Here is a 19,032-nt window from a genome sequence, read left to right as displayed (position 1 = left end):
AACTCCCAGGAGTGAGACGGTGTGGCCGGATTCGGGGACGGGCGGGGTCAGCCCTTGACCGCGCCCTGCATGATGCCGCCGACGATCTGCCGGCCCAGCAGGCCGAAGACCAGCAGTACGGGCAGGGTGCCGAGCAGGGTGCCCGCCATGATCACGGACTGGTCCTGTACGTAGCCGCCGCCGAGCTGGCGGAGGGCGACCTGCACGGTCGGTTCGGACGAGGTGAGGGCGACGATGGGCCAGAAGAAGTCGTTCCAGGCCGCCATGAAGGTGAGCAGGCCGAGCACGGCCATGCCGGGCCGGGCGATGGGCACCACGATCGACCAGAAGATCCGGGCCGTGGACGCGCCGTCGACCCGCGCCGCCTCGATCAGTTCGTCGGGCAGCGACTGCACCAGGTACTGCCGCATGAAGAACACGCCGAACGCGGAGACCAGACCGGGCAGGATCACCGCGTGGAGCTGGTTCACCCACTGGAGTTCGGCGATCAGCATGAACAGCGGGATCACACCGAGCTGCGGCGGGATCATCATGGTGCCGACCGTGACGGCCAGCAGGGCGCCCCGGCCGCGGAAGCGGAGCTTGGCGAAGGCGAAGCCGGCGAGGGTGCAGCAGAGCACCGTGCCCACGGTGATCGAGCCGGACACGATGAGGGAGTTCACCAGCGCCTTGCCGATGTCCGCCTCCTCCATCACCGCCTCGAAGTTGCGGAACAGGTTGGAGCCCGGCAGCAGCGACGGCGGCACCTGCGCCAGATCGGCGTTGGAGCGGCTCGCCGCGACGATCGTCCAGTAGAACGGGAAGGCGGAGATCAGCACGGCCACGATCAGGATCGCGTAGGCCAGCTTGCCGCCCTGCATGGTGCGGCCCGCGCGGGAGCGGGTCCGGCGCCGGCCGGGTGCGGGCGGTTCGGCCGGCTGCTTCACCGGCGGTTCGGCGAGCGCGGTCATCGGCCGGCCTCCTTGCGGGAACGGCGGCGCGCGATCAGGGCGTTGACCCCGACGAGCACCAGGATCAGCAGGAACATCACCCAGGCGATGGCGGCCGCGCGGCCCAGGTGGAAGAAGCCCCAGCCCTGCTCGTACATGTAGAGGCCGAGCGTCTGGTACTGGTGCGAGATGCCGCCGGAGATGGAGCCCTCGAAGAGCAGCGGCTCACCGAAGAGCTGGGTCGCGCCGATCGTCGAGACGATGACCGTGAAGACGATCGTGGGCCGCAGCCCCGGCAGGGTGACGTGGAAGAACTGCCGCCACCGCGAGGCCCCGTCCATCTCCGCCGCCTCGTACAGCTCGTTGGGGATGGACTGCATGCCGGCCAGGTAGATCAGCGCGTTGTAGCCCGTCCAGCGCCAGATCACGATGGCGGACACGGCGATCTGCGACGCCACCGTGCCCGACTGCCAGTCGACCGGGCCGATGCCGACCAGGCCGATCACGTAGTTGATCAGCCCGAAGTCACGGCCGAAGAGCTGGGCGAAGACGAGGGTGGCGGCGGCGACGGAGGTCGCGTAGGGGAGCAGCATCGCGGTGCGCAGGAAGGTGCGGCCGCGCAGCCGGTAGTTGAGCAGGTGCGCGAGCCCCAGCGCCATCACGAGCTGCGGCACCGTGGAGAGCACCCCGATGGTGAACGTGTTGCGCAGCGAGGTCCAGAAGAACTCGTCGCTCAGCAGCGCGGTGTAGTTGTCGAGGCCCCGCCACTCCATGTCGCCCGGGGTCTGGAGCTCCACCCGGTACAGCGACACGAACGCCGTGTAGATCAGCGGGAAGAGCCCGAAGGCGGCGAACAGGGTGAAGAACGGGGCGATGTAGGCGTACGGCGAGACCTTCTGCCACGCACGCCGCACGGCGGGCGGGCGGGGCGGCGAGATCGGCTTCGCGGGTGCGGTGAGGGTCACGGTGCGGCCCTTCGGGGGTGAGTCGGTGCCGGGGCGGTGGGGGCGGGGCCGGGTCCGGGACGACGACGGCCCGGGGCGGCCCCCGGGGCCGGTCCGGAGGACGGCGTGCGCCGTGTGTCCGGACCGGCCCCGGGGAGCGGGTCAGCCGATGGTGTTGGCGACGCCCTTCTTCGCGTTCGCCCACGCCTTGTCGGCGGCCAGGCCCTTGCGCTCGACCTCGCTCAGGGCGTTGGTGATCTGCTGCGCGACGTTCTGGTCGTGCACACCGAGCACCTGCACGGGGGCCGCCTTGGCCGCGTCGCCGAAGATCTTTCCGATCGGGGCGCCGGAGAAGTACTCGTCCGTGGCGCCGGCGACCTTGTCGATCGCGCCCGTGGCCGACGGGAAGTTGCCCACCTTCTGGAAGAGCTTGGCCTGCTGCTCGGGGGCGGTGAGCCAGGCGATCAGCTCGTACGCCTCCTTCTTGTTCTTGGCCGCCTTCGGGACGGACAGGTACGAGCCGCCCCAGTTGCCCGCCCCGCCGGGCAGCTTGGCGATGTCCCACTTGCCCTTGCCGGCGTCACCGGCCTGGCCCTTGATGTAGCCGAGCATCCAGGCGGGGCAGGGGATGGTGGCGAAGGAACCGGCGGCGAACGCCTGGTTCCACTGCGGCGACCACTGGTCGAGCTTGGCGCTCAGGTCGCTCTGCGCCGCCTCGACGGAGGTGTCCCAGGCGGTCTTCAGCGCCGGGTTGGTCTCCCAGATGAGCTTGCCGGAGGCGTCGTAGTAGCGCTCCTTCTCCTGCCCGATCATGATCGAGTAGAGGCTGCCGACGCTGTCCAGCCAGGTGCTCTTGGCGGGGGCCTTGGCCTTGTACTGCTTGCCCAGCTCCAGGTAGCCCTCCCAGGTCGACCACTTCTGCGCGAGTTCCTCGCGGTCGGTGGGGAGCCCGGCCTGTTCGAAGAGGTCGGTGCGGTAGCACATCGCCTCGGGGCCGACGTCGGTGCCGAGGCCGAGGACCTCGCCGTTCTTGCCGGTGGCCGCCGCCCACTTGGCCTCGGCGAACTGGCCCTTGAGCTTGTCGGCGCCGTACTTGTTCAGGTCCTCGAACTTGTCCGCCTGCTGCTGGGTGACGGAGGCGATCCGGCCGACCTCGATGCCCTGGACGTCGGCGAGACCGCCGCCGCCGGCGAGGCGGGTCTGGAGCGACTTCCAGTAGTCGGCCTCGTCCTGGGTGTCGGTCTGCTTGATCGTGATCTCCGGGTGGAGCTTCTGGTACTCCGCGTAGAGCCCGGCCTCCTTGTAACCGAAGGATCCGAAGAGGTCGACGGTGAGCGTGACCTTGCCGCCCGCGCTGTCGGAGGCGTCGTCCGACGAACCTCCGCAGGCGGCGAGCAGGGCTCCGGCGAGCACGACCGCGCCCAGGCGGACGGTGGCCCTCTTGGCGGCTCGGGCGATGGGCATGGGAAGCCTCCCTTGGCTTCGGGGTGGAGCGAGAGCCTGAGAGCGCTCTCAAACATGCGACTGGAGCGTGCCCGCCCGGTGCACGCTCCGTCAAGACTCGAAGACATAACGGGTTGGACTCAGGCCCAAATCCCTTCTGTGTCCCATCTATTGACACCCACGTTTCAGGAGTTTTACGTTTCCGGCCATCTGAGAGCGCTCTCGAAAGCTCCCGGACCCGTGCTGAGACACCCCATATCCGTCGTGATGACACGAGGTGCCCTTCATGCCAGCCCCCCGCAACCGACCGGCCGCCGTGCTGGTCCTGGCCACCGCCATGGCCGCCGTCGGACTCGGTCCGGCCGCCGTCCCGGCGGCCGCCGCCACCATCCCCGTAGGCTCCGGCAGCTACTCCGACACCCGGCCCGCCGGCACGTCCGGCCCCACCACCAACACCGGCGCACCCGTGACCCCCAAGGTCACCGCCGCCGCCCAGGGCAAGCCGGTGCCCACCAACGACTGGTGGTCCTCGCTCGCCTTCCAGCGCTACGGCGACAACCCGTACTCGACCCCGATGTACGGCCACCCGCTCACCTACCAGGCCGTCTCCGGCGGACTGGAGATCGGCTACCCGACGAGCCCCGCCGTCGTGGGCGACGGCCGCCAGTACGAGTACGCCCACAAGCGGGACCTCACCCTCGGCCTGACCGGCCTCAACTCGCCCGACACCAAGGCCGACGCCTGGTCCGACTGGACCGTCACGCCCTACTGGTCCGACGGCGCCCGCACCCTGCGCACCACCATCGGCCACGGCATGCCCTTCGTGTACGCCAAGGGCTCGGGCGGCAACGCCCAGATCACCACCGCGTCCGCGCCGGCCGTCTTCGCCGACCAGGGCAACGTCCTCGGCATCACCGTCGCGGGCCACCACTACGCGCTGTTCGCACCCACCGGCAGCGACTGGAACGTCTCCGGCTCCACCGTCACCGCGGGCCTCGGCGGCAAGGACTACTTCTCCGTCGCCGTGCTGCCCTCCACCGACGCGCTCGCCACCTACCGCAAGTACGCCTTCAGCTTCGTCACCGGCTCCACGGTGAACTGGAGCAGCGGCGGTGGCACCGTGCGCGCCACCTACAGCCTCACCACCGAGGCCAAGGAGGGCACCGAGCGCGGCACCCTCCAGGCCCTGTACCGCCACCAGTGGCTCAACACCAGCGACGCGCTGACCCCGTACACCTACGTGTCACCGCGCGGCACCATGAAGGTGCGCGAGTCGGCCTCCTTCAGCACCGCGCAGAAGGCGTCCGCCGTGCTGCCCGGGCTCCCGAGGACGAGCGCCGTCGACACCGCCCGGCTGCGGGGCTACCTGAACGAGGTCGCGAACTCCTCCGACCCGTTCTCCGGGGCCGTCGACACCTACTGGACGGGCAAGGCGCTCGGCAAGCTCGCGCAGCTCGTGCCGCTGGCCGACCAGATCGGCGAGGGCGCGATCCGCGACAAGCTCATCGGGCTCATGAAGGGCCGCCTCCAGGACTGGTTCACCGCCGGCGGTGCCAACGAGTTCTCCTACGACAAGGTCTGGAAGACCCTCACCGGCTACCCGGCCTCCTACGGCAGCGACACCGAGCTCAACGACCACCACTTCCACTACAGCTACTACGTCTACGCGGCGGCGATCGTCGCCCAGTACGACCAGGCGTGGGCCGCCGACTCCGCCTGGGGCGGCATGGTCAAGACCCTGATCCGCGACACCGCCAACGCCTCCCGCACCGACAGCGCCTACCCCTTCCTGCGCGGCTTCGACGTCTACGCCGGGCACAGCTGGGCCTCCGGCCACCAGGGCTTCGCCGCGGGCAACAACCAGGAGTCCTCCTCCGAGTCGACCAACCTCAGCGCCGCGCTGGTGCTGTGGGGCTCGGCCACCGGTGACAACGGTCTGCGCGACCTGGGCAGCTACCTCCTCACCACCGAGTCCGAGGCCATCGCCCAGTACTGGTTCGACGCCGACGAGCAGGTCTTCCCCGCGTCCTTCGGCCACGACACGGTCGGCATGGTCTGGGGCAGCGGCGGCGCCTACGCCACCTGGTGGACGGCCAACCCCGAGGAGATCCACGGCATCAACGTCCTCCCGGTGACCGGCGGCTCCCTGCACCTGGGCGGCGAGAAGGCGGCCATCCGCCGCAACATCGCCGAGATGGAACGCGAGAACGGCGGCCCCGCCGTCGAATGGCGCGACATCCTCTGGGAGTTCCAGTCCTTCGCCGACCCCGCCGCCGCCAAGTCCAAGTGGGACGCGGGCAACGCCTCCTACACACCCGAGGCGGGCGAGTCCAAGGCGCACACCTACCACTGGATCACCACGCTCGACGCGCTCGGCGCCCCCGACGCCACCGTGACCGGGGACATCCCCACCTCGGCCGTCTTCACCAAGGGCACCGCGCGCACCTACGCCGCGCACAACTACGGCTCCACCGCCCGCACCGTCACCTTCTCCGACGGCAAGACCCTCTCCGTGCCCGCCCGTTCGACGGCCACCGGGACCGGCACCGGCGGCGGCGACCCCGACCCCGATCCCGACCCCGACCCGCCGACCGGCAACACCTTCCAGCTCCGCTCCGGCGGCACGCTGACCACCGCGACGGGCGCCACAGCCGGCAGCGACACCATCGCCTCGGCCGGCGGCGCCAACCACGACGGCACACCCAACCAGCCGCTCGTGTACACGATCCGCGGCGTCAACGGCACCCTCGCGCAGGGCGCGTCCACGTCCTTCCGGCTCCAGGTGGACGCGGGCACCGGGGTCGGCCTCGGCCAGCAGGCCAGGATCAGCTACGACCTCACCGGCGACGGGACCTTCGACCGGACGGAGACGTACCACTACTTCGCCACCGACCCCGTGAACGGCTGGGAGGAGTACGCCCAGTCACGCGGTCTGAAGTCGGCCACCGGGACCCTGGGCAACCTGCGGAACGGCACGGTCCGGCTGGAGGTGTGGAGCGCCATCGGCAACGGGACGGCGAAGCTCCAGACCGGGACGGACCGCTCGGTCCTGGTGATCCCGTTCAGCTGACCCGCCGGGGCCGGTGACCGGCCGACCCGTCGGTTCCGGTGATCCCCGGGCGCGGCCCGGGGATCACCGCCACAGCCCCCCACAGGGAGAGCGGCGGGCATCGGCCGTCAGGCCGATGCCCGCCGTACCAGTGCGGTGGGGGTGATGACGGAGGCGGGCGCGGGCCCGCCGGACCCGTCGAGCAGGCGCATCAGCAGCTTCACCATCAGCCGGCCCATGCCCTCGATGTCCTGGTGCACGCTGGTCAGCTCCGGCTCCGTGGACGTCACCACGGACGCCATGTCGTCGAAGCCGACCACGGCGACGTCCTCGGGGACCCGTACCCCCCGCTCCCGCAGGGTGCGCAGCGCGCCCGACGCCATCAGGTCGTTGGAGACGAAGACGCCGTCGACGTCGGGCCGCCGCTCCAGCAGCTCCGCCATCGCCCGGGCGCCGCTCTCCACCGTGAAGTCGCCCTGGGCCGTCAGCGCCGGGTCGGCGCCGATCAGCACGTCGTGGTAGCCGTCGACCCGGTCGAGCGCGGCCATCAGATCGCGCGGCCCGGCGATGTGCGCGATGTTCCTGCGGCCGAGCGAGACGAGGTGGCGCACGGCCTCGCGGGCGCCGCCCCGGTTGTCGCAGTCGACGTACGGCACCCCGAGGGCCTGGCCGGCGAGGGAGCGCCCGCCGAACACCGTCGGGATGCGGGCCCGGTCGATCAGCGCCGGCAGCTCGTCGTCGTTGTGGAGGGAGAACGCGAGCGCCCCGTCCACATGGCCGCCGCCCAGGTAGCGGGCGATCCGGTCGTGGTCGCCGGGCCCCTCCACCCACAGCAGGACGAGCTGGGCGTCGTGCGCCGTCAGCTCCCGGCTGATGCCGCGCACCTGCTGCTCGAAGAACGGGTCCGAGAAGATCCGGAACTCGGGCTCCGCGATGATCACGGCGACCGCGCCGTTGCGCCGGGTCACCAGGGAGCGGGCCGCGTGGTTGGGCACGTAGCCCAGCTCCTCGACCGCCCGGCGCACCTTGTCGACCAGCGGCGCCCGCACGCCCGCGCCACCGTTCACGACGCGTGACGCCGTGGCCCGGGAGACGCCGGCGCGGGCGGCGACGGCTTCCAGCGTGGGGCGGGGCCCCGTGATCGGCTCGGGCAAGGCGGGCGCTCCTCGTCTGGTGCACTTCCGGTCGGCGATACGTCCTCGGAAAGGATATCCGGCGCCCCGGACACCCTGAGAGCGCTCCCAATCCGGGCGGCCCGCCGGGCGCCGCGCTGCCCGGCGGGAAGGCCCGCGGCGGGGGAGGTGCCCGGCCGGCGCCCCCGTCAGGTGGGGCGCCGGCCGGGCGGCCGGGGGAGCGGGAGCCGTCAGTTCCCGCCCGGTGCGGTGATCCGGGCGACCGCCTCCGCGGTCAGCGCCCGGTCGTGCGGCTCGGTGTCGAGCGCCTGGTGCAGCGACAGGCCCTCGATCAGGGCGTCCAGCCGGCGGGCCGTCGCCGGGTCGAAGTGCCGCTCCAGGGCGTCCCGGCTGCTGCGCATCCAGGCCCGCGTCAGCTTCCGGAACTCCGGCCTGCGCGCCGCCAGGGTGTACAGCTCGTGGGTCAGCACCAGATTGCGCTGCCCGCCCTCGCCCAGTTCGTGGATGAGGGACGTGACGGCCGCCCGCGCCTCGTCCGGCGTCGCCGCCGCGCCGAGCCGCTCGCCGAACAGGGCCACGACCTCGCCCGAGAAGCGGGTGAACGCCTCCCGCAGCAGCTCGTCCATGCTCGTGAAGTGGTACGTCATGGAACCCAGCGGCACGCCCGCGCGCGCCGCGACCTTGCGGTGCGAGGTGCCCGCGACACCCTCCTCCGCGATCAGGTCCAGGGCCGCGCCGATGATCCGCTCGCGCCGCTCGGGGTCCACCCGTCCGGTCGCCACCTAGGTCCCCGGGAGCTCGCGGACCACCCGGGCCGGGTTGCCGACGGCGACCACGTTCGCGGGTACGTCCCGGGTGACCACGGCACCGGCGCCGATGACGCTGTTGTCGCCGATGGTCACGCCCGGCAGCACGATCGCGCCGCCGCCGAGCCACACGTTGTCGCCGATGGTGATCGGCCGCGCGGCCTCCAGCTTGTCGCGCCGGGGCCCCGGCTCCAGGGGGTGGGTCGGGGTGAGCAACTGGACGTTGGGCCCGATCTGGCAGTCCTTGCCGATGGTGATCCGCGCGACGTCCAGCGCGGTGAGGTTGAAGTTGACGAACGTCCCCTCGCCGACGCTGATCCGCGACCCGTAGTCCACGAAGAGCGGCGGCCTGATGTGCGCGCCGGCGCCCAGCTCCCCGATCAGCTCCTCGATGATCGGCTGCGCCGCGTCGGCGTCCCGGGTGTACGCGGCCTGGTACTCCGCGGCCAGCCGCACGGCACGCTGCGCCTCGCGCGCGATCTCCGGGTCGTCGGCGATGTAGTGGTCGCCGGCGAGCATGCGCTCGTGGTTCGTCCGGGTGTCGCCGGCGAAGTGGTCCGTCATGCGTACGACCGTACACCATGAGGCGTACGGTCGTACGCATCGCTTCGACCGCCCTGGGCCCGCCGCCCCCGGCCACCCCCGCCCCGGCACCCGTACGGCACAAGTCGGGCGGGCAGTGCGGGCCGTACCAGCCTGTTGCACGGGGTGGGCGGTAGTTCCTGTGGTAGGGGGTAGCGGAGGGCGAAAGAAGGTTCCCTCAGAACCCCCGTGAAAGGTGCCGCCAGTGCCGCAGGACGAAGAGGAACGGGCAGGCCGTGGAGAGCTGTCGGTGACAGCGGACCTCCCCGAGCCTCCCCACGAGAGCGGCCGCCCGAGCACCGACCGTGTGGTCTTCGGCGTGACGGCCGTGCTCACGCTCGCCTTCGTGCTGTGGGGCGCCATCGCCACCGACACGCTCGAGGACGTGTCGGACAGCATGCTCAGCGGGCTGATCCACAACGGCGGCTGGGCCTTCGTGCTCGCCGCCTCCGGGTTCGTCGTCTTCGCGCTCTGGCTCGCCATCAGCCGCTACGGCCGGATCCGCCTGGGCCAGGAGAACGAGGAACCCGAGTTCCGGACCGTCTCCTGGATCGCGATGATGTTCAGCGCGGGCATGGGCATCGGCCTGATGTTCTTCGGCGTCAGCGAACCCCTGGCCCACTTCACCACCCCGCCGCCCGGCACCTCCCCCGAGGACGCGGCCGAGGCCATGGAGACCGCCATGGCCACCACCCTGTTCCACTGGACGCTGCACCCGTGGGCGATCTACGCGGTCGTCGGACTCGCCATCGCCTACGCGTCCTACCGGCGCCGCCGCAGGCAGACCATCAGCGCCGTCTTCACCCCGCTCATCGGCGAGCGCAACGTCAACGGCGCCTTCGGCCGCGTCATCGACATCCTGGCGATCCTCGCCACGCTGTTCGGCTCGGCCGCCTCCCTCGGTCTGGGCGCCCTCCAGATCGGCAGCGGCTTCACCGAGCTCGACTGGATGACCACGGTCAGCACCGGCCTGCTGGTGGCCATCATCGCCGTGCTGACCCTGGCCTTCGTCGCCTCGGCGGTCTCCGGCGTCGAGAAGGGCATCCAGTGGCTGTCCAACACCAACATGGTGCTGGCGCTGGTGCTCGCGGTCTTCGTCTTCATCGCCGGCCCCACCATCATCATCCTGGACCTGGTGCCCACCTCCATCGCCGCCTACTTCGGCGACCTGCCCGAGCTCGCCGGCCGCACCGAGGCCAGCAGCGGCGAGGGCGTCGCCGAATGGCTCGGCAGCTGGACGGTCTTCTACTGGGCCTGGTGGATCTCCTGGACGCCCTTCGTCGGCATGTTCATCGCGCGCATCAGCCGCGGCCGGACGATCCGTCAGTTCGTCGGCGGCGTCATCCTGGTGCCGAGCACCGTCAGCCTGTTCTGGTTCGCCATCTTCGGCGGCTCGGCCATGACGCTCCAGAACGACGGCCGGCTGCCCGACGAGTCGACGCCCGAGGGCCAGCTCTTCGCCGTGCTCCAGGAGTACCCGATCGCCACCGTGATGAGCATCCTCGTGATGGTCCTCGTCGGCATCTTCTTCGTCTCCGGAGCGGACGCCGCCTCCATCGTGATGGGCACCCTGTCGCAGCGCGGCTCCTTCGAACCGGCCAAGCTCGTGGTCGTGTTCTGGGGTGTCGTCACCGGAGCCGTCGCGGCGATCATGCTGCTCATCGGCAACGGCAAGGGAGACGCACTGGCGGGACTGCAGAACCTCACCATCCTGGTGGCCGCGCCCTTTGTGCTGGTGATGATCGGGATGTGCGTGGCGCTCATGCGCGACCTGCGGCACGACCCGCTGATCGTGCGCGGGGAGATCGGCACCGAGGCCGTCGAATCCGCGGTGATCGCCGGCCACGAGCAGTACGCCGGTGACTTCGAGCTCCAGATCAGGCCGACCGACGGCGAGCCGGAGGACGGCGCCCTCGGCCCGTCCTCCGGCCCGACCGGAAAGTCCTGAGCCGGCGCCCGGCCCCCGGGCACCACCGAGCGCCCCGCCCGGCCCCGGGCGGGGCGCTCGGTACACTGCACCCCCTGATGACTGCCACCCTCGTCGCCAAGGACCTCGCCGCCGGCCACGGCGACCGCACCCTGTTCGCCGGACTCGACCTCGTCGTCGCCCCCGGCGACGTGATCGGCCTCGTCGGCGTCAACGGAGCGGGCAAGTCCACGCTCCTGCGCCTGCTGGCCGGCCTCGACCGGCCCGAGCAGGGCGAGCTGCGGCTCTCCCCGCCGACCGCCACCGTCGGCCACCTCCCGCAGGAGCCCGAGCGGCGGCCCGGCGAGACCGTCCGCGCCTTCCTCGCCCGCCGCACCGGTGTCGCGGCCGCCCAGGAGGCCATGGACGCGGCGACCCAGGGCCTCGTCGACGGCGCCTCCGGGGCCGACGACGCCTACGCCGTCAGCCTGGAGCGCTGGCTCGACCTCGGCGGCGCGGACCTCGACGAACGCGCCGACGAGGTCGCCGCCGGCCTCGGCCTCACCGTCGGCCTCGACGCCCCCATGACCGCGCTGTCCGGCGGCCAGGCCGCCCGCGCCGGCCTCGCCTCGCTGCTGCTCTCCCGCTACGACGTCTTCCTGCTCGACGAGCCGACGAACGACCTCGACCTCGACGGACTGGAGCGGCTGGAGTCGTTCGTCCGCGGGCTGCGGGCCGGCACCGTCGTCGTCAGCCACGACCGCGAGTTCCTCACCCGCACCGTCACCAAGGTCCTCGAACTGGACCTCGCCCAGCAGGAGATCACCCTCTACGGCGGCGGCTACACCGCCTACCTGGAGGAGCGCGAGACCGCCCGCCGGCACGCCCGCGAGGAGTACGAGGAGTACGCCGACAAGCGGGCCGCCCTGGAGGGCCGCGCCCAGATGCAGCGCTCCTGGATGGACAAGGGCGTGAAGAACGCCCGGCGCAAGGCGACCGACAACGACAAGATCGGCCGCAAGTTCCGCAGCGAGGCCAGCGAGAAGCAGGCCGCCAAGGCCCGCCAGACCCAGCGCATGATCGAACGCCTCGACACCGTGGACGAGCCCCGCAAGGAGTGGGAGCTGCGGATGGAGATCGCCACCGCGCCCCGCTCCGGCTCGGTGGTGGCCACCCTGCGCGAGGCCGAGGCCGCCCGCGGGGACTTCCGCTTCGGCCCCGTCTCGCTGCAGATCGACTGGGCGGACCGGGTGGCCGTCACCGGCGCCAACGGCGCCGGCAAGTCCACCCTCCTCGCCGCCCTCCTCGGCCGCCTCCCCCTGGACGCCGGACACGCCTCCCTCGGCTCCGGAGTCGTCGTCGGGGAGGTGGACCAGGCGCGAGGGCTCTTCTTCGGCACGGAATCCCTGCTGGAGGCGTTCTGCGCGGCCGTCCCCGACACCGAGCCCGCCGAAGTGCGCACCCTGCTCGCCAAGTTCGGCCTGAAGGCCGACCATGTGCTGCGCCCGGCGACCACCCTCTCCCCGGGCGAGCGCACCCGCGCCGCGCTCGCCCTGCTCCAGGGCCGCGGCGTCAACCTGCTGGTGCTCGACGAGCCGACCAACCACCTCGACCTGGCCGCCATCGAGCAGCTCGAATCCGCCCTCGCCACGTACACCGGCACCCTGCTCCTGGTCACCCACGACCGCCGGATGCTCGACGCCGTGCACACCACCCGCCGCATCGAGGTGACCGACGGCAAGGTCGTCGAACACCGCTGAGCTCTGCGTGGGTTCCCCGTCCGCGCTCTACGCGGGTTCCCCGTCCGCGACGGTCAGCCGGCACCGGCCGTCGTCGCAGGCGCGCCGCAGCCGCCCCCGGGAGACGGTCTGCGCCAGGCCGACGGCCCAGCACAGGGGGCAGCCGCGCAGTGCCACCAGCCCCACCGGCAGGAGCAGCAGGACGACCGGGCCGGCGAGCGGGAGCAGCGCCAAGGAGCCGATCAGGCCGCCGAAGCCGATCACACCCCGGACCAGATGGCGGAGCAGGGACGTGCTCGCGAAGTCCGGGCGGCCGGTCGTGGTGGTGGTCGTGGTCGTGGTCACGGGCTGTCTCCTCGCGCGGGTTCGGGTGCGGCACGGAGGGTCTGGCGCACCGCACCGCGGGCACGGTGCAGCCGCGACTTCATCGCGGGGGTGCTGAGGCCGCACAGCTCGGCGACCGTGCGGCCGCTGAGGCCCTGCACGTCCCGCAGGATCAGCACGGCGCGCTGCTCGGCGGGCAGGGCGGCGACGGCGGCCGCCACCCTGCCCGCCTCCATGCGGTCGAGGGCGATGTCCTCGGCCGACTCCACGGTGCCCTCAGGCAGCGGTGCGTCGGCCCGCAGCGTCCGTGCGCGCCGCAGGCACTCGTTGCGGACGATGCGGAACATCCACGAGGCCAGCGCCCCGGACGCCCTGAGCATCCCGATCTTGCGGTAGAGGATGATCAGGGCCTCCTGTGCCGCGTCCTCGGCGTCCTCGGGCGTGGCACAGAGCGAGCGGGCGAAGCGCCGGACGTTCGGGTGCGAACCCGACACCAGCGCGGTGATCGCGTCGACGTCGCCGCGCTGGGCGGCGGTGATCAGCTCCTCGCCCGGCCAGGACGGGTCAGCCACGGGCCTGCCTCCGCTTGCGCAGGGCGAACCAGCTGCACGTGCAGAGCAGCACGGCTCCCGCGGCGACGGCGATTCCCACGATCATGACGACCTCCCGGTTCGGTGCCGACGTCCGTCGGCACTCATAGGAGGCGCGGGGAGGCCGAAAGGATTCGGCGCCGCCCGGAGAAGTTCCCCGCCGCCCGGCATCGGGCCACCGGCCGCACGCACCCCACCGGCCTTCCGGTTCCTGCCGGCCCTGGCCCGCCGGCCTTCAGACTCCCGCCGGTCCCGGCCCACCGGCCGTACTGCCCCGGGGACCCCGCCGGCGCGGCATCCCCGGGGCAGCGCCCCGGTACCGGCGGCCTGCCCGTGCCCGGGCACGGGCTTGATGTCCCGCGCCGGGGCGTACCCGGCGCACCGGGCGGACCGGGCGGCCCGGGCGGCCCGGGCGGCCCGGTGCGGGTCGGGTGTGGCGTACCTCCCGGGCGCGGTTGCGCCCGGTGCGGGTCGGGTGTGGCGTACCTTCCGGGCGCGGTTGCGCCCGGTGCGGGCGGTACCCGGGGTGCGGGTCGGGCTTGGCGTACCTCCCCGGCGCGGTTGCGCCCGGTGCGGGCGGTACCGGGGGTGCGGGTCGGGCCTGGCGTACCCCGTGGGTGCCGGTACGGCCCGCCGGGGAAGCCCCGCTGGCCGGCCGTACCGGGTGACAGCGGCCGTACGGGATCGGCACCGGCCGCACGGTGGGCGGACCCGCCCCGGGCCCGAGGTCCGCCCGGGGCGGGGCGCACGCTGCGGCCGGGTTCCGGTACGGAGGCCCCGTGACGCGGCCGCGCCGTGCCGCCCGGCACGCGCAGCGTGCGTTCGGGGCCGGGCCGGGCCGGGGTCAGCCGCGGCGCTTGTCGCCGCGGCCGCCCGGGTCGAGCAGGCCCGCCTTGCGCAGGGCGTCCGCCATCGCGCTGTTCGCGGGCGGCGTGGCCGGGCGGCGGCGCCGCCGTTGCCGCCGCCGCCCGCCCCGCCGCTCCCGGCCGCCCCCGCCCTGCCGCTGCTGCGGCGGCCTGCCGCCGCGCTCGCGGCGAGGGGCGCCCTGGCCGGCCGCGGGGGCCGCGGCCTCGTCGTCGAGGCGGAGGGTCAGCGAGATCCGCTTCCGCGGGATGTCGACCTCCTGCACCTTCACCCGCACCACGTCGCCCGGCTTGACCACGTCCCGCGGGTCCTTGACGAACGTCTTCGACATCGCCGACACGTGCACCAGACCGTCCTGGTGGACGCCGACGTCCACGAACGCCCCGAACGCGGCCACATTGGTGACCACGCCCTCCAGCACCATCCCCGGCGCGAGGTCGCCGATCTTCTCGACGCCCTCCTTGAAGGTGGCGGTCCTGAACGCGGGCCGGGGGTCGCGGCCCGGCTTCTCCAGCTCGCGCAGGATGTCGGTGACGGTGGGCAGCCCGAAGGTGTCGTCGACGAAGTCGCCGGGCCGCAGCGACCGCAGCACCGAGGTGTTGCCGATCAGGGCGGCGACCTCGCCGCCGCCCGACTTCACCATCCGGCGCACCACCGGATACGCCTCCGGGTGCACGCTGGAGGCGTCCAGCGGGTCGTCGCCGCCGCGGATCCGCAGGAAGCCCGCGCACTGCTCGTACGCCTTGGGGCCGAGCCTGGCCACGTCCTTCAGGGCCCTGCGCGAACGGAAGGGCCCGTTGGCGTCGCGGTGCGCGACGATGTTCTCGGCGAGGCCGCCGCTGATGCCCGAGACCCTCGACAGCAGCGGCGCGGAAGCGGTGTTGACGTCGACACCGACGCCGTTCACACAGTCCTCGACCACCGCGTCGAGCGAGCGGGACAGCTTCACCTCGGAGAGGTCGTGCTGGTACTGGCCGACCCCGATCGACTTCGGGTCGATCTTCACCAGCTCGGCCAGCGGGTCCTGGAGCCGGCGGGCGATGGAGACCGCCCCGCGCAGCGAGACGTCGAGACCGGGCAGTTCCTGCGAGGCGAACGCGGACGCGGAGTACACCGAGGCGCCCGCCTCCGACACCATCACCTTGGTGAGCTTCAGCTCCGGGTGCCGGGCGATCAGGTCGGCCGCCAGCTTGTCCGTCTCGCGGGACGCGGTGCCGTTGCCGATGGCCACCAGCTCGACCGCGTGCTCCCGCGCGAGGCGGGCCAGCTTGGCCAGGGACTCGTCCCACCGGTTCGCCGGGACGTGAGGATGGATGACGTCGGTCGCCACCACCTTGCCGGTGGCGTCCACGACGGCCACCTTCACACCGGTGCGGAAACCGGGGTCGAGCCCCAGCGTGGCGCGGGTGCCCGCCGGGGCGGCGAGCAGCAGATCGCGCAGGTTCGCCGCGAAGACGCGGACCGCCTCGTCCTCGGCGGCCGTGCGCAGCCGCAGCCGCAGGTCGATGCCGAGATGGACGAGGATCCGGGTGCGCCAGGCCCAGCGGACCGTGTCGCCGAGCCACTTGTCGCCGGGGCGCCCACGCTGCGCGACGCCGAAGCGCGCCGCGATCGTGGTCTCGTACGAGGACGGCCCCTCGACGGCCTCCTCCGGCTCCAGCACCAGGTCGAGGGCGTCCTCCTTCTCGCCCCTGAGCAGCGCGAGGACCCGGTGCGAGGGCAGTTGGGCGAAGCCCTCGGCGAAGTCGAAGTAGTCGGAGAACTTCGCGCCCGCCTCCTCCTTGCCCTCCTTCACCTTCGAGGCCAGCCGGCCCCGGGTCCACATCCGCTCGCGCAGCTCGCCGATGAGGTCGGCGTCCTCGGAGAAGCGCTCCGTCAGGATCGCCCGCGCGCCGTCCAGCGCCGCGGCCGGATCGGCGACGCCCCGCTCCGCGTCCACGAAGGCCGCGGCGGCCGCGAGTGGATCCACGGACGGGTCGCCGAGGAGACCGTCGGCCAGCGGTTCGAGCCCCGCCTCCCGGGCGATCTGCGCCTTGGTGCGCCGCTTGGGCTTGTAGGGCAGGTAGATGTCCTCCAGGCGCGCCTTGGTGTCCGCCGCCCGGATCTGCGCCTCCAGCGCGTCGGTCAGCTTCCCCTGCTCGCGGACGGACTCCAGGACGGCGGTGCGGCGCTCCTCCAGCTCCCGCAGGTAGCGCAGCCGCTCCTCCAGGGTGCGCAGCTGCGCGTCGTCGAGCATCTCCGTCGCTTCCTTGCGGTAGCGCGCGATGAACGGCACGGTCGAGCCGCCGTCCAGCAGCTCGACGGCCGCCCTGACCTGCCGCTCCCGTACGCCGAGTTCCTCGGCGATCCTGCCTTCGATGGACGTCGTCACGTTCCCCGACTCGCCTTCTCGTGCTGGCTGTGCTTGAGCCTGCATTCTGCCGGGTGGGCGGTGGCCGTGTCGCGTGCGGCCCCCGGGCATGTCCGCGCACGTGGCGCGGACACGGGGCGGCCCCGGCCGCCTCGTCGGCGGCCGGGGCCGGCACACGCGCCCACGGCGGGCGTCATGCCCTGCGGGCGCGGCCGGTGCTCCTGGACGCCCCGCCGAACAGCTTGGCCAGCAGCCGGAAAGGCAGCGTCACCACCGTGGCCAGGGCCGAGCCGACGGTGCGCAGCGCGTCTGCGATAGCGCGGAACATGTTCCCACCTCCTGAACCGGAATCGTTGTGCTGCGGATAGCCCCTCCCGCCGCGATCAAACCTCCGCCCGGCGGGCGCGGGGCCGGGCGGTCTCAGCCCGTGGCCTCCTTGGGGAACGCCCCCGCCGCGAACGCGGTCAGCAGGAAGCCGCGTCCCAGCTCCGTCAGCCGCTCGACCGACTCCGCGCCCAGGTGCTCGTACGGGGCGAGGTCCATCCGGTCCGTGTGCTCCTCGACCTCGGCGCGCAGCGCCGTGCCCGCGTCCGTCAGCGCGCCCTGCTCGTCGAGCAGTCCGCGCGAGCGCAGCCGGTCCTGGGCGGCCTCCCAGTCGGCGCGCCGCCAGCCCCGGGTCGCCAGGATCCAGCGCGGGGCCATGCCCTTGCCGGTGGCGGTGTGACTCACCAGGGCCTCCAGCGGGTCGAGCCCGGCGTGCAGCAGCGCCGCGAGGTGGGCGTCGCCGCGGTGCTCGCGCAGCAGCGTGGCCGCGTGCCAGTACGCGAGGTGCGGAGCGTCGGGCACGGGCAGATCGGCGTGCGCGGCGTACAGGGGCTTGGCCTGCCGGGTGCACGCCTCGGTGGCGCGCAGCGCGAGGGCCGCGGCCTCGGCCAGCTCGGGGGAGGCGACGGTCTCCTCGCCCAGCAGGCGCCGCAGCGTGGTGTCGGCGGCGCGCAGCCGCGCGTCGAGCACGGCCGCGGGCGAGGCCGTCTCCCAGACGGCGGGCACGAACCGGGCGACCAGCTCGGGGTTGAAGTTGTAGAACGTGGCCGCGACGGTCCCCGCCCCGACGGAGCCCATCGCCGCGGAGCGCGCGGCGAAGTAGGCGGCGTTGGGATCCTCGATGCCGAGGGCGCCCAGCTCGGTGCCCAGGTCGGGGGAGAAGTAGACCGTCGAGTGCAGCGGGTTGAGGGCGTTGTGGCAGCGGCGACCGGCGCGCGGGGGGAGAGGGCTCATGGGGGCACGTTACCGACTGGTTGGTACGTCGGTACAGGCAGGCCCGGTGTGTCGGATCGCATGGCAGGAAAGGTGGGAACCTCGTCATTGCGGCCATCCGGCGGCGGCCGGAGGATGAGGCCATGCCGGAACGAAACGTCCTCGTCGTCCTGTTCGACGGCGTGCAGAGCCTCGACGTCACGGGCCCGCTGGAGGTCTTCACCGGAGCGGCGCGGGCCGCGGGCGACCCCGGGGCGTACACCGTGCGCACCGCCGCCCCCGGCGGCGCGCCGGTCCGCACCTCCAGCGGCCTCACCGTGGTGCCCGATCTCGACCTCGCCGGCGCGCCCCGCCCGCACACCCTCGTCGTCCCCGGCGGCCAGGGCACCCGCGAGCCCGACGCCCGGGTCCTCGACTGGCTGCGCGAGCACGGGCCCGCCGCCGAACGCCTGGTCTCGGTGTGCACGGGCGCGCTGCTGCTGGCCGGGGCCGGACTGCTGGACGGCCACCGGGCGACCACCCACTGGTCCGTCTGCGAGCACTTCGCCCGGGAGTACCCCCGGGTCGACGTCGACCCCGACCCGATCTACGTGCGCGACGGCCGGATCTCCACCTCGGCGGGCGTCACGGCCGGCATCGATCTGGCCCTGGCCCTGGTGGAGGAGGACCTCGGGCGGGAGGTGGCCCTGACCGTCGCCCGCCATCTGGTCGTCTTCCTGCGCCGCCCGGGCAACCAGGCGCAGTTCAGCGCCCGGCTCGCGGCCCAGACCGCCCGCCGCGACCCGCTGCGCGAGGTCCAGCACTGGGTCACCGAGCACCCCGCGGCCGACCTGTCCGTGGAGGCGCTGGCCGGGCGCGCCGCCCTGTCGCCCCGGCACTTCGCCCGCGCCTTCCAGGCCGAGACGGGCACGACGCCGGGCCGCTACGTCGAACGCGTACGGCTCGAACACGCCCGCCGGCTCCTGGAGGACACCGCCGACCCCGTCGCGCGGGTCGCCCGCGCCTGCGGCTACGGCACCCCGGAGGCCATGCGCCGCGCCTTCGTCAAGGCCCTCGGGGTGGCACCCGCCGAGTACCGCCGCCGCTTCCGCCCCGCCCCGCACCCCGCCTGAACCC

At 73.0% G+C, this 19,032-nt stretch carries 15 protein-coding genes; 4 read left to right on the top strand and 11 right to left on the bottom strand.

Annotation, left to right across the window (positions count from 1 at the left end; all coding sequences use genetic code 11):
• Positions 1-47 precede the first annotated feature (47 nt).
• From JE024_RS04945 to JE024_RS04935, 3 genes are all read right to left on the bottom strand, one after another.
• Positions 48-950 carry a carbohydrate ABC transporter permease gene (locus JE024_RS04945; protein ID WP_205372402.1) on the bottom strand — a complete coding sequence of 301 codons (903 nt, stop codon included), beginning with the start codon at positions 948-950 and terminating at the stop codon, positions 48-50.
• On the bottom strand, positions 947-1,894 hold the full coding sequence (locus tag JE024_RS04940) for a carbohydrate ABC transporter permease (protein WP_205372401.1): 948 nt from the start codon (positions 1,892-1,894) through the stop codon (positions 947-949). Before JE024_RS04940 ends, JE024_RS04945 begins: the two co-directional genes overlap by 4 nt.
• A gap of 141 nt (positions 1,895-2,035) precedes the next feature.
• Positions 2,036-3,337, bottom strand: coding sequence for an ABC transporter substrate-binding protein (locus JE024_RS04935; RefSeq protein ID WP_205372400.1), 1,302 nt, complete (start codon positions 3,335-3,337; stop codon positions 2,036-2,038).
• 265 nt (positions 3,338-3,602) lie between these two features.
• On the opposite strand from JE024_RS04935, the gene JE024_RS04930 reads away from it, so the two are divergent.
• A complete protein-coding gene (locus JE024_RS04930; RefSeq protein ID WP_205372399.1) occupies positions 3,603-6,386 on the top strand; it encodes a glycosyl hydrolase in 2,784 nt (927 codons plus the stop codon).
• A gap of 107 nt (positions 6,387-6,493) precedes the next feature.
• Here the strand turns inward: JE024_RS04930 and JE024_RS04925 are convergent, their stop codons facing one another.
• The 3 genes from JE024_RS04925 to JE024_RS04915 form a co-directional block, all read right to left on the bottom strand.
• Entirely contained in the window at positions 6,494-7,519 is a 1,026-nt protein-coding gene (locus tag JE024_RS04925; RefSeq protein WP_205372398.1) for a LacI family DNA-binding transcriptional regulator, read from the bottom strand.
• Between the two features lie 209 nt (positions 7,520-7,728).
• On the bottom strand, positions 7,729-8,280 hold the full coding sequence (locus JE024_RS04920) for a TetR/AcrR family transcriptional regulator (protein WP_205372397.1): 552 nt from the start codon (positions 8,278-8,280) through the stop codon (positions 7,729-7,731).
• The gene (locus tag JE024_RS04915) at positions 8,281-8,868 is read right to left on the bottom strand and encodes a sugar O-acetyltransferase (RefSeq protein WP_205372396.1); all 588 of its coding nucleotides are present in this window, start codon (positions 8,866-8,868) and stop codon (positions 8,281-8,283) included.
• A gap of 214 nt (positions 8,869-9,082) precedes the next feature.
• Between JE024_RS04915 and JE024_RS04910 the strand changes: the two genes are divergently transcribed.
• Together JE024_RS04910 and JE024_RS04905 are read left to right on the top strand one after the other, a co-directional pair.
• Positions 9,083-10,834, top strand: coding sequence for a BCCT family transporter (locus JE024_RS04910; RefSeq protein WP_372449767.1), 1,752 nt, complete (start codon positions 9,083-9,085; stop codon positions 10,832-10,834).
• 77 nt (positions 10,835-10,911) lie between these two features.
• A complete protein-coding gene (locus JE024_RS04905; protein WP_205372395.1) occupies positions 10,912-12,552 on the top strand; it encodes an ABC-F family ATP-binding cassette domain-containing protein in 1,641 nt (546 codons plus the stop codon).
• Positions 12,553-12,579: 27 nt separating this feature from the next.
• Here JE024_RS04905 and JE024_RS04900 read toward each other — a convergent pair whose 3' ends face one another.
• The 5 genes from JE024_RS04900 to JE024_RS04885 form a co-directional block, all read right to left on the bottom strand.
• Positions 12,580-12,876 (bottom strand): hypothetical protein, encoded by a 297-nt coding sequence (locus JE024_RS04900; RefSeq protein ID WP_205372394.1) that lies wholly within the window; start codon positions 12,874-12,876, stop codon positions 12,580-12,582.
• Entirely contained in the window at positions 12,873-13,427 is a 555-nt protein-coding gene (locus JE024_RS04895; protein ID WP_205372393.1) for an RNA polymerase sigma factor, read from the bottom strand. The genes JE024_RS04900 and JE024_RS04895 overlap by 4 nt, the downstream gene beginning before the upstream one ends.
• Positions 13,428-14,289: 862 nt before the next feature.
• Complete coding sequence (locus JE024_RS04890) at positions 14,290-16,680, bottom strand: Tex family protein (RefSeq protein ID WP_244882593.1); 2,391 nt, start codon at positions 16,678-16,680, stop codon at positions 14,290-14,292.
• Between the two features lie 172 nt (positions 16,681-16,852).
• Positions 16,853-16,987: an LPFR motif small protein gene (locus JE024_RS41885; RefSeq protein WP_280521546.1), complete on the bottom strand. Its 135-nt coding sequence runs from the start codon at positions 16,985-16,987 to the stop codon at positions 16,853-16,855.
• Between the two features lie 92 nt (positions 16,988-17,079).
• Positions 17,080-17,937, bottom strand: a complete 858-nt coding sequence (locus JE024_RS04885; protein ID WP_205372391.1) for an SCO6745 family protein — start codon at positions 17,935-17,937, stop codon at positions 17,080-17,082.
• Between the two features lie 122 nt (positions 17,938-18,059).
• Between JE024_RS04885 and JE024_RS04880 the strand changes: the two genes are divergently transcribed.
• Positions 18,060-19,028: a GlxA family transcriptional regulator gene (locus JE024_RS04880; RefSeq protein ID WP_205372390.1), complete on the top strand. Its 969-nt coding sequence runs from the start codon at positions 18,060-18,062 to the stop codon at positions 19,026-19,028.
• Positions 19,029-19,032 lie beyond the last annotated feature (4 nt).

The organism is Streptomyces zhihengii, assembly GCF_016919245.1.
In the GTDB taxonomy this organism is placed as follows: Bacteria; Actinomycetota; Actinomycetes; order Streptomycetales; family Streptomycetaceae; genus Streptomyces; species Streptomyces zhihengii.
This window is presented reverse-complemented; position numbering and strand designations above follow the sequence as displayed.

What these genes read in the sequence shown, in the direction of transcription:
- JE024_RS04935 (WP_205372400.1), bottom strand. Translation starts at nt 3,337, where the DNA reads ATGCCCATCGCCCGAGCCGCCAAGAGGGCCACCGTCCGCCTGGGCGCG.
- JE024_RS04915 (WP_205372396.1), bottom strand. Translation starts at nt 8,868, where the DNA reads ATGACGGACCACTTCGCCGGCGACACCCGGACGAACCACGAGCGCATG.
- JE024_RS04945 (WP_205372402.1), bottom strand. Translation starts at nt 950, where the DNA reads ATGACCGCGCTCGCCGAACCGCCGGTGAAGCAGCCGGCCGAACCGCCC.
- JE024_RS04880 (WP_205372390.1), top strand. Translation starts at nt 18,060, where the DNA reads ATGCCGGAACGAAACGTCCTCGTCGTCCTGTTCGACGGCGTGCAGAGC.
- JE024_RS04930 (WP_205372399.1), top strand. Translation starts at nt 3,603, where the DNA reads ATGCCAGCCCCCCGCAACCGACCGGCCGCCGTGCTGGTCCTGGCCACC.
- JE024_RS41885 (WP_280521546.1), bottom strand. Translation starts at nt 16,987, where the DNA reads ATGTTCCGCGCTATCGCAGACGCGCTGCGCACCGTCGGCTCGGCCCTG.
- JE024_RS04905 (WP_205372395.1), top strand. Translation starts at nt 10,912, where the DNA reads ATGACTGCCACCCTCGTCGCCAAGGACCTCGCCGCCGGCCACGGCGAC.
- JE024_RS04885 (WP_205372391.1), bottom strand. Translation starts at nt 17,937, where the DNA reads ATGAGCCCTCTCCCCCCGCGCGCCGGTCGCCGCTGCCACAACGCCCTC.